General features: G+C 58.6%; 1 pseudogene. It reads right to left on the reverse strand.

The features are described 5' to 3' along the window. Positions 1-4: 4 nt before the first annotated feature. Positions 5-11776, reverse strand: a pseudogene (locus ACWR1S_RS25985) (hemagglutinin repeat-containing protein); the annotation flags it as partial. Positions 11777-11778: the final 2 nt, after the last annotated feature.

Raw genomic sequence — 11778 nt, forward strand, 5'->3', positions numbered from 1 at the left:
CTCCTCTTTTGAGATCTGAAGAGCCACCACTGGTATGGCTTTCACCAGACCGGTCGCGAACAGCCAAAACTCTACTGCCAGCTTTGATACCCAGCGATTGCAGCTCACCGAGAACCGCATCGACCAAAAAGCGTGCCGCTACAACGTTTCCGTCACCATTGAAAGGATGTTGGATTTTATCTTCTTGATGGGCTGCCTTGCCTTCCGTATTTAGCTCAATCACTTCACTTTCAGGTACACCAAGGAAAAGCGCCGCCAGTTTGACAGCGGCCTCATCCTTGTACTGTTCAATCTTTCCATCCGTAGCGGCGTTAATGGCAGCGTTGAGCGTAATGGTCAGCATGAATTTCAGTGGCCCCATTACAGCTTGCGCTGCAACGGCAATCGCTTGAACCTGCTCAAGAGGTAATTTATCAGCGAGCAGCAGTACATCCTGCAACTGACCGAGGGCTTGCCTGCCCATTTTGATTCCTGTCCCCTCTACAAAAGAAGGGTCAAGATAAACGACGTCTTTTTTGCCGCCACTGCCGTCATCTTCAAGGCTGAACGAACAGTCCCCTCTGGTGACACACGACTGCACTTCCTTGTCATAGTTCTCCGCCAAGTTGGCGAAGTTGCTCAAGCCCTGGAAGATTCCTGCATCCAGCGATTTCAAATCGGAAGGATCGAAGCCTCGGCGAACAAGATTTTTCGCGACATCCAGTGCCTTCTCGTCACCCAGACTCTCACGGGCCAATGAAGGCACGTCATCAATGTCAAGTCGTATAAGTGCGATTTCTGCCTGTACGTTTTTTGCGGCATGCACGGCAAAAAGCGCTTGGTTGAGCAGCGTTTTATGAATGTTGGTAACGTTATCGCCCCATCGCTCGAGTGTCTCTAACGGATGGCTAACGGCATCAAGGGAAGTATCGCTTACATACAACGTCGTGCGATGTTCCTCATCCTTGGTGATCTCATACGCTTTGTTCACATCACGATTGAGTCCCGCCGTGGAGTCCTGGCCGGTAGCCTTGTCGTTACGCACGACAATCTGACCTTCACCCACGGTGGCATTCAGCGTCTGCTGACGATCCTTGTCGTACTTGTAGCCCTCCACGGCCCAGCTGTTTTTGCTCTCGCCTTCCATGCCCTTGTTCGGCTTGTCGGCTTGGGCGCCACCGCCCCCGCCATAACTGCCGCTGACATTGAGGTAATAACCGTGCTCGTTATCCTTGCCGGTGATATTGCGGTAGCCGAGGGTGTCGGTGTCGAGTTTCAGGTTGCCGTTGTCAGCGCTGATCACCGAGCCATCGAGTTGCGTATGTTTTTCGGTACGGATGTCGACTTTGCTTTTGCCACTGATAACAGTCTGATTGTCGACCCAATTGGTTTTACCGTTGGTTTCGCCATAACCCAGCGAGCCGCTGACGGTTGCGCCGAAGCTCACCGCAACCGTCAGGCTGGCGTCGAACTCCTTGCCTTCGACCTTGCCGGTGTTCGGCACAGAGGTCACGGTCAGGTTTCGACCGACATCACCGATGACTTCGTCGCCACGCAAAGTCGCGCCAGCGATATTGGTATCGCGACCGCTTTCGAAGCCCAGTTTGTTGCCGGCATACAGATAGGCTTCTTGCTGCTTGACGCCCTCACGGTTGAGATCGCCGATGCCCACATTCGCCGAACCATAAACACCGAAGCCGTCCTGGCCGGCGATGATGCCGCCCTCCGCGCCCCAGCTACGCCGATCGTGCGAACTCTCGTAGGCGTTTTGCGCCGAGAGAATGTTCAAATCGTTGCCGGCCTTGAGGGAGATATCCCGCTCGGCGGTGGCCCGAGTACCGATCAGCGTCAGATCGTTTTCCGCGTCAAGGTTGATGCTGCCACCGGCGTTCAACTGACTGGCCGTCGAGGTGCCCTGCGTCGATTTGTCTACAGTGCCGGCATTGCTGACACCTACGCCCAGTTTGAAACCGCCGGTGGTGCCCCCTTTGACGCCGCCCTTGCTCTGGGTCGAATGCCCGTCGCTGCTTTCCGAACCATGCGCAACGTCAAAGGTGATGTCCTTGCCTTTGACGTTGATGTCACGGCCGGCATTGAACTGGCTACCGCTGACATTGACGTTATTGCCAGCGTCCAGCGAGATGTCATTGCCTGCAGAAAGCGTCGACGGACGTTGAGTGACCGACGTCTGAGTCTGGCTTGAACTGACGCTCGATCCACCGATATGTCCGTCAAATTTCGGTCCACTGAAGAATTGATCCAGCGTATCAACCGACTTCAGAACACTTGAGCCTTTGCTGACCCCATCCTCACCTTTGCCAGTGCCTTTGAGGCCATCCATGGTGTTGCCGATGTTGTAGGCCGTGGTCACGGTGATGCCGTTGCGCTTGATGCTGTCACGGATAGTGACTTCGCTTGCCTCTTCCTTGGCATCGATGTTGATGTCGCGATCAGCCTTGAGCCGGATGTTGTTCTCGGCGGTCAGATCGGAACCTTGCTGGTTGATGTCGCGACCGGCGTTTACATTGATGTTCATCCCCGCATCGATGGAGCTGCCCGCTGCGGTGTAGCCCTTGCTGTTGACGCCATGTTGAAGGGTTTCGCTGCCAACGAACGTGGTGAAGGCATTGCTGTCGATGGTCTGTTTGATCCCGACGCTTTTGTCCGTCTCCCAAGTATTGCTGCGCTGCTGATCGATCGAGGCGACTACATTGACATCGCGGCCGGCATCGAGCGAAACGCTGTTATCGGCACTGACTCCACTGCCAATGACGTTGATGTCGCGAGATGCATTGAGAATCGCATCGTGCCCGGCATTGACCTGGCTGCCAATGCTGTTGGAACTGACGACTTCACGTCCGCCATTGTGCGAGGCACCGACGGTAATATCGGCTCCCAGCCCCGGAGTACCGGCAAAGACACCAATGGTGTCCTTGAGCGACATACCCAGTTTTTTCTTGTATTCCTCGGCTCGGCTGTACGCTTGGTCATCCGCAGACGACAGGGTGATATCACCCTCCTTGTCCACGAGACCCGCATGCAGTTCAGCATCATTGTCGGCATTGACTTCACTGGCGTTCAGACGAACATCGCGTCCTGCCAGCACCACGGCATCATGCCCGGCGTTCAACTGGCTACCGACTTGAGTAACAGCAGTCTGTAAATGGCTGCTGCCACTTTTCGACAAGCCGAATGTACCGGTCTTGGTTTTCTTGGTGTAGGAGCCGGATTCTTCTGTAGCGGAAAGCACAGCCACATCGTTGGTCGCACCGACGACGAGGTCTTTGCCGGCGTTCAATTGACTACCGATGATGGTGACATTGCGCCCACCATCCAGACTCACGGCGCCGTCTTCGTCCTTGGACGAGTTGACGGTCAAGTCACGTCCAGCCTCGATCACGGAAGCAACGTTCTCGCTCTCATAACTTTCTGTCGTGGTGGTTTTGCTGCGCCCGAACGAGCCCTTTTTCTTCTTGTAGTAATAAGAAGAACTTTCGTCTTTGGCCGAGGCAACGGTGATGTCCTGAGCCGCATCGAGGCTGACATCTTCCGTAGCCTTGATCCGACTGGCGATGATGCCCAGATCGTTACCCGCATTCAGCGCGATATCGCGTCCGGCGTTCAATACCGACGACTGTTGCGTGATGCTGTGAGTTTCGTTCGCGCGCTTCTTGCTGCGCGAGACGTAGTCACTCTCGTCGGCGGCCGAAGTAATGACAATGTCATGGCCTGAATCGACGCTGAGATCGCGCTTGGCATCCAGCCGACTGGCCACAATCGCCACGTCACGATCAGCACTGATCGACAGATCCCGCCCGGACTTCACTTCAGCGCCGTGCTGAGTGATCGTCTGATTGAGGTAACTGCCGCCACGAGCATCAGTGCTGCGATCCTGAACCGAGGTGATGTTCACATCGCGATCAGCATCGAGCGTCATGTCCCGGCCGCTTTGCAGAACGCCGCCGATGTTGTTGATGTCTTTACCGGATTTGATCGTCAGATCATTGGCCGCTTCAATCCGCGCAGCGTTATCCAGATAGTCACGGTGGTACACACTGCCACCGCGGCTGACATCGACACTGGTCACATCACGCTGGTTGATCACGCTGCCGTTGGTGGCCGTCAGGCTGACATCCTTGCCCGAGATAATGCCGCCGGACTTGTTGATGATGTCGTTGCCGGCCTTCAGCGTCAGGCGTTCGCCGGCCTCGATCAGACCGGTGTTGGTGAGGTTGTTACCGGCTTCGGCCGACAGGTTGTTGGAGGCTCGCAGCGTGCCGGCGTTATCGAGGTTGCCGCCGGCGATCAGAGTGACGTCGCCGCCCTGAATCAACGCCCCGTTTGGCGCCAACCGATTATTCGCCTGCGCCAGATACAGCACCGGCACCAGCACTTTTTCGCCGTTCACTTCGTGCTCTTCGAGCCAGACGATGTCGTGGGTCAGTGCCGCCACTTGTTGCGCGGTCAGGGTGACGCCCATCGACAGGTTGAGCTGATCCTTGCTGGCGATGGCGTTGTTCATCAGGTACTTGAACATGCCTTCGTCCGAGGTCTGGCCGTCGATGAAGCGTTGGCCCGTGCGGGCGACCACGGCCTGCTGCACCATGCGCTGTTCGAACAGGCCATCACCCAGGCGCTTGGCGCTGGTGTCGGGGTCGTAGCCGAGCTTGCCCAGCAGATAGTCCGAGCTCATGAATTGCTTGAGGTTGGTCAATACCGGGTTGGTTTCGATCAGGTATTTGTGCGGGTTGGAGCGCACGCTGGTGTCGGGCAAACCTTGTACGCGCGGTACGTCAAAGGAAGGGCTGCCACGGCCAGGCACCAGCACACCGACCGGACCGTCAGCAGCGGTTGCACCTACGTTGAACTGAGCCGTTCTGTCGTTGAGATTCAGCGACGCGGCATCACTCAATGCCAGATCGCGTTTTTTCATCGAGACTGGATCGTTCTTGTCGATCTGGAAATCGGTGGCATGTCTGACCGGCATTCCGGTGGTATGTCCAGAGGATGCAGCCGTGATCGAGCCGATTGCCCAGTCTTTGACCGGCGAGATCGCTTGTTCGCTGCCGTCCTTGCGGCTGAGGCGGAACAGACCGTTATCGCCGGTTGGCAGGGTGAAGCCCGGCAAAGCCAGTGGGTTGACCTGTTGTTGGGCCAGGTCTGGAGGAAGCTGGGCGTTGATGCGAATGACCGGAATAGTCGCTCCGGCATTTACGCCGGTCTTCGGAGCGTTCTTCGCCACGGGGGCGAAGTTGGTATAGGCCTGCAAGGTACCGTTTTTGATGGTCGTTTTAGCATTGACCTCCACTGCCTGGCCGGCCTGGATGATCGCGGAGGCTCCACCTTTGCTTGTGTAGGTGATACCGCCACCGGGTACTAGCGCATATCCCAGCAGTTTCGCCGGAACTGGAACGTCAGGGCCTTGGCCGAAGAAAGGGTTGAGTGTTGTTTTTGTCTGATTGCCGCGGGGAATGCTACCTAGCCCGCAACCCTGCCAATCCTGCCCGCCGCACGAATAGAACGAATACTCATGCTCGTACTTGGAGTTTTTTTTCGCATAAGCCGTGACCAGGCCGGTGACGTCATCAAATAGCAAATCGAAATCACGGTTTCTGGCTTCGTAGACTAGGGTCTTGGTATAGCTTCCGGATTCCAGCCCTGTGTTATCAAACGTGTCGACGTCGAGCTTGATATTTTTCCCCGCTGAGAACAGCGAAGCGAAGTTGGAAAAATTGCCGACGGTTGCGTTTACATTGCCGCCAACGGAGACAACAGCCTGCTCGCCACTGATTGTCGACTCTGACTCGTATTGTTCCTCGACGAAGAAATTCATCCACTTGCATTCGCCGCCAATGCACTGGTAGGTGATATCACCGGAAACAAGCTTGTCCTGCCCCAAGACGCCTTCGGTCTTGTTACTGAAATTGCTGGCTGACAACGAAAAGTCACCGTCCACATTGATCGTGGCAGCCCGGTTGTTAACGTTGTTCGCCCGACCGCCGTCCATGCCGGTGATCGTCAGATTGCCAAGGCTGTACACATTGCCGTTCTGGTTGGTGAAGTCATTGAGCAGCAGATTCATATTGCCGCCGCTGAAAATCAGGCCTCGGTTATTCACCAGATTTGCAGTCCTGATCGTCAGATCCTGCGCAGCCCCCAACGTACCGGTGTTGCTCACCGCACCGGCGTTGATCGTCATCGCATAGTTTGAAGTCAGTCGTCCGCCGGCATTGTTCAGCAGGCCACCGATGTTGAATGTGCCCTGCCCGCCACTGCCAATGCTCGAAGCGCTGGTCAGGCCCAGTTGCGCAGCATTGAAGGTCATATCACCCAGGCTGCTGACACGACCATTGCCGCCGTAGGTGCCGCCCAGTTGCATGTCCATGCTGCCGTCACTGGCAATCAAGCCCTCGTTGGTCCAGTTGCCACCACGCCCCACCAGTTGATTGGAAGCCAGCAACTGCCCGCTTTCCGTCTGCACAAAATTGCCGACATTCACCGTCAACCGCCCGGCCTGAATCACGCTGCTGTTGGTCCAGCTGTCGGCGTTCAGTGTCAGGCCGCCACGGGTCACCAGCGAGCCGCCGGCGTTCATCACGTTGGCGGTAGAGATGCCGAACTCACCCAGCCCGACATGCGTCACCGAACCGCCGGCGTTGAGGAAGCTTGGTGCAGCGAGGGTGAAGTCAGTGTTGGCGGTTTCCACCAGACCGTTGCGGTTGTCGAACAGGCTGCCGATCTGGAAGTCGGTTTTGCCGCTGGTGCCGAGCGCGCGCAGTTTGCCGCCCTGGTTGTCGAGGTTGGCGGCGCGAATCGCCAGTGTGCCGGCGCTTTCGATCAGGCCGCTGCGGTTCGTCAGATTGCCGTCGACACCCAGCTCGATGCTGCTGCCGCTGATCTGGCCGTTGTTGTTGCTCATCAAGCCGGCGATGGTTTTCACCACGCCTTTGGCATAGATCCCGCCGCCGCTGTTGTCGAGGGTGTTGCCGCCGGCGTTGAGCAGGATGTTGCCGGTGTTGGCGGCGATCCGACCGCCGTCGCTGTAGATACCGCCGAGCGCTTGCAGGTCGAGGCGACTGCCTTCGATCTTGCCGCCCTGGCCGTTGCGCAACACGCCGCTCAGGCGGGTTTGCAGCAGACCGTTGAGGCTTGAGAGCACCCCGCTACGGCTGTTGAGGCTGGCGGCGTTGAGGGTCAGGTCGCCGTTCTGGGCGATGATTTTGCCGCCCTGGTTATCGATGGCGCCGCTGCCGGTGTTTACGGTCAGCGCGGTCATGCTTTGCACCGCGCCTTTGGCGTTGTTCAGTGCGGCGGCGGTAATGTTCACGCCGGCATCGCGGCTGGAGAGCAGGCCATCAGCGTCGTTGCGCAGCGTGCCGCCGGCGGTGAGGTCCAGTTGGCCGTTGGCCGATACAGTGCCGCGCTGGCTGTTGTTCAGATCGCCGCTGGTGAGCAGGCTCAGCAGGGTCTGACTGATCAACTGGCCGCCCTGGTTGTCGACGCTGGCGGCGCGTTTGATCAACAGCGTTCCCGTGCTGCCGAGTGCGCCATTGACGTTGGTCAGAGCGCCGAGCAGATCGAGGGTGACGCTGTCGTCACCGACCAGACTGCCGCTGCTGTTGTTCAGTGGGCCGCCGGTGAAAGTCAGGGCTTTTTTCGCCATGACGTTGCCGCTGCTGTTGTTCAGGCTGGCCGCGCGGATGTCGAGGGTGTCACCGCTTTTGATCAGGCCACCCGAAGCGTTGCTGATTGCGCCGCCGGTCATGCTCAGGGTTTGTTTGCCGTCACTGCTAACGGTGCCGGCGGTGTTGTCGAGACTGGCGGCCGTGATGGTCACTTCGCCGAGGCCACCGATGCCACCCTTGCTGTGGTTGAGCAGCGCGCCGCTGAGGTCGATGTTGACGTTGCCGAGCTGGCTGGAGATGGCGCCTTCCAGGCTGTTGTCGAGGGTGCCGCCGCTGAGGCTTGCGCCTTTCCAGCCGGAAACCAGACCGTTCTGGTTGTTCAGATCGACCGCCGTCACGGTCAGTTGATCGTTGCTGATCAGGTTGCCGCCGCGGTTGTCGAGGCGATTGCCAGTAAGGCTGAAGCTGTTGACGCTGGAGATTTCGCCCTGCTGGTTATTCAAGTCACGCAGGGTGGCGATGCTCAGCACGCCTTTGCTGTTGATCACGCCGTTCTGGTTATTCAGGTCGCGCAGATGGGCAATGCTCAACCCACCTTTGCTGCTGATCACACCGTTCTGGTTATTCAGATCCTGCGCGGTGGCGCCCAGATCCATATTCAGCCCGGAAACGCCGACCAGCGTGCCGCCCTGATTGTTCAGGCCGGTGCTGTTGAGGGTCAGTTGTTGCGCGGCGCGGATGCTGCCTTTGTTGGTGTTTTTCAGCAGGCCATCGACAGTCACCTCGATGTCGCTGTCACTGAGCAACACGCCGCCATCGCTGTTATCCAGACTTTCCGCGCGAACCTGCAATGCCGCAGCGGCAATCGTGCCTTTGATCGAGGTCAGTGCCTTGGCGAGGGTCAGCGTGAGTTTCTGGTTGCTCAGCAATTGACCGCCGCTGTTGTCCAGCGACGTGGCGATCAGTTCGAAAGCCTTGTCGCTGGAAATCTCGCCGCCACGGTTGTTCACGTCGGTGAGGTTTTTCAGTAGTAACTGGTCCGGCGCGTTGATCACGCCGCCCTGATTGTTCAGCGCGCCACCGTTCAGATCGACGCTGACGGTGCCGCCGCTGAACAGTTTGCCGCCCTGCTGGTCGAGCCCCAGGACATTGGCGTTAAGGGTCTTGCCCGCGCCCAGACTGCCACCGCTGTTGGTCACCTGAGCGGCACTGATCTCGACGTGGTCATCAGCGTAAATGCTCGCCTGGCTATTGTTGAGTGCACCGGTGCTGATGTTCAGTTTGGTCTTGCTGCTGATCGCACCGTTTTGCTGGTTGTCGAGTGTGCTGCTGTTGAGCGTGAAATCGCTGTTGGTCAGCAGTTTGCCGCCCTGGTTGCTGACGGCGCCGCGCGTGTTGACGGTAAGCGCTTTGGCGCTGGAGACCGTGCCGCCATTGTTATTGAGACTTTGCGCGGTGATCGCCAAAGCGCCTTCGTTGACGAGGCTGCCCTGTGCGTTGTTCAGATCCCCGGAAAGGTTGATCGCGAGGTCTTTCTGGCTGGTCAGACGTCCGCTGTTCTCCAGCGTCTTGCCGCTCAGCGTCAACCCGCTGTCGCCGGACAGCAGGCCTTTATTGCGGTTGATGACGTCGTTGACGGTCAGCGCCAGATTGCCTCCCGCCAGCATATAACCGCTGTCGCTGTTATCCAGCCACGCACCGATCAGGCTGACATCGCTCTTGCTCGACAACTCGCCGCTGCGGTTGTCGACGCGGTCAACACTGAGCTTCAGCGCATTAGTCGAACCGATCAGGCCTTCCTGACGGTTATCCAGACTGGCGGCGGTGATCGTCAGGCCGTTGTCGGCGATGACCACACCGTTCTGGTTATCGAACATGCCGGTGACGCTGAAATCAGCATCACCACGCGCGCGGATGTCACCGCTGCTGTTGTTCAAACTGTCGCTGCGACTGTCGAGGCTGGCGGAAGCGATCAGGCCTTTGACGTTACTCAGGGCGCGTTCGATGACCAAGGTAAGTTTTTCGTTACTGAGCAGTTTGCCGCCGTCGTTGTTCAGGCTTTGTGCGTTGATGGCCCAAGCCTTGGCCGCAGAGATTTCGCCGGCGCTGTTGTTGACGTCTTTAAGGTTTTTCAGCAACAACTGGCCCGGCGTATGGATGTTGCCGCGCTGGTTGTTGAGCAGACCGTTGTGCATGTCCAGGGTCAGGTCGCCGTTGCTGAACAGCTCGCCGCCGTCCTGCGCCAGCGAAGTCACCGAGACTTCGAGTTTCTGCTGACTGCCGAGGCTGCCGCCGGAGTTGTCCAGGTGTGCGGCAGTCAATAATAGTGAGCCATCGGTGGCGATACTGCCGCCCTGGCGGTTCTTCAACTCACCGGTAGTCAGAGTCGAATCAGCCTTGGCGCTGATGATGCCGTTGTCGCTGTTATCCAGACTGCCACTTTTAAAGGTCAGGCCTTTCTGCGAAACGATCAGGCCGCCCTGACTCAGCACGGAACCGCTGGCAGTCAGCGCCATCGCTTCAAGGCTCGACAGTTTGCCCAGACGGTTGTCGAGGCTGCCGGCGGTGAGGGTCATCTGCCCTTCGCTGCTGATCAGGCCTTGCTGGTTGTCCATGGCCTCGTCGAAGGTCAGCCCGAGCGTGTTCTGGCTGACGATGCGCCCGCCAACGTTGCTCAGGCCGATGCCGCTGAGGGTGCTCGCGCCTTTGCTGAAAATCAGGCCGTTGGTGGCGTTGATGATCTGCGCGACTTTCAGCGCCAGTGTGGTGTCGGACAGCACCTTGCCGCCATCGCTGTTGTCCAGGCGCGAACCGTTGATGTGCAAATCCAGCTGGCTGGACAGTGTGCTGGCGCGGTTGTCGATCTGCTCGACATTGACGGTCAGGGTTTTGAGCGAACCGACCAGACTGTCCTGATGGCTGTTGAGGGTTTTCCCGGTCAGCAGCAGATTGCCTTCGGCGACGAGTTCACCGTGTTCTTGATTGAGGGTGTCGATGTTGGCGTCGATATCGCCCTTGGTGGAAATCCGTCCGCCATCGTTGGTCACTGCTTTGGCTTTGAGGCTCAACAGGCCGGTCGAGGTCAGCAGGCCGCCGTTGCTGTTGTTCAGCGTATTGCCGTCGAAGGTCAGCGCCGTCTTGCTTTCGAGGCGGCCCTTGTCGCGGTTGTCCAGGTTGTCGATCAGCAGTTTGGCCGCCCGATCGGCGCGAATCGTCCCGCCGCGGTTGTCGGTGTTGGCGCTGCTGACGGTCAGGGTGTCGAGGCTGGAAATCTTGCCGGCGCGGTTATCCAGGCGCGTGGCCTGCACGTCCATGGCACCGTTGGCCTGAATCAGGCCCTTGCTCTGGTTGTTCAGTTGCTCGCTGATCCGCGTGGTCAGCGTGCCTTCGCTGGTCAACTGGCCCTGCTGGCTGTTGTCGAGCTGTTGGGCTTTTAGCGTGAGATTCTGTTTGGCGCCGATCCTGCCGGTGCGGTTGTTGATCGCGCCGAGGGCGCTGATGTCGAGCAGACGGCCGGCGCTCATCAGGCCGGCAACGTTATCCAGTGAGGTGACGTTGAGAACCGCGTCGGTCTGGCTGCTGAGTTCGCCGTTGCTGTTGATCAACTGGCCGATGTTGGCGGTAAGAATGGCGTTGCTGTTGATCACGCCCTGGCTGTTGAGCACCTGCGCGGCGTTGAGGTTCAGCGTGCCGTTGCTCTGCACTTTGCCGGCGTTGCGGTTGTCCAGCGTACCGGCGCTGATCGCAGCGGTTTGGCCGCTGAGCGTGCCGCCCTGGTTGTTCAGGGTTTGCGCGGTGTTGATGGTCAGGTTGCGGCTGGCGGTGAGGCTTTTGCCAGTGTTGTCGAGGTTCTGTGCCGTGAGGCTCAGATCGCCGCTGGCATTGCGGCTGCCGTCGGCGTTGACGCCGGCATCGATGACGCCGGCGTTGGTCAGTTGGCCGCCGGCGCTGAGGGTGAGGCTGTCGCGGGCTGCGAGGGTCTGGCGGTTGGTCAGGTTGCCCTGAGTTTGCACGTTGAGCGCGGTGCCGGCGTAGACCGGGCCGCGTGCATCGAGGCTGGCGGCTTTGATGTTGACCGCGCCAGTGGCCGAGGTGTCGGCCAGACTCAGTTGGCCATTTGCATCGAGCTGAATATCGCCGCCGCTGGCAATCAGTTTGCCGTCGAGCTTCACCC

This window comes from Pseudomonas sp. AIG (genome assembly GCF_977020205.1).